At 41.6% G+C, this 255-nt stretch carries 1 pseudogene; it reads left to right on the top strand.

The window, feature by feature from the left end:
- A pseudogene (locus JWG39_RS16330) lies at window positions 1–255 on the top strand (hypothetical protein); the annotation flags it as partial.

Genomic DNA, 255 nt, shown 5'->3' with positions numbered 1-255 from the left:
TTCCAGTGAATCTATATCCTATAATCTCACCTCAGGAGAGATCTATTACGTCAAGGTCGATCCTTTTGGCAACAATACCTCAGATTATAATTTGAGTATCAATACAGTCGCTGCTGTTAATGATATAATTAACGGTACCACTATCAGTGGTGGTGATGCGGGTAACTCTCGAACGGGAGCCACTGCGGTTTCACTGGACAGTAATGGAGATGCCAGCATTACAGGTTATGCTGGGGAAAATGATTTTTATACGTT

The sequence above is a fragment of the Desulforhopalus vacuolatus genome (assembly GCF_016918505.1).
GTDB classification, from domain to species: domain Bacteria; phylum Desulfobacterota; class Desulfobulbia; order Desulfobulbales; family Desulfocapsaceae; genus Desulforhopalus; species Desulforhopalus vacuolatus.
Note: the sequence above shows the minus strand (reverse complement) of the source record. Positions and strands in the feature narration are given on the sequence as shown.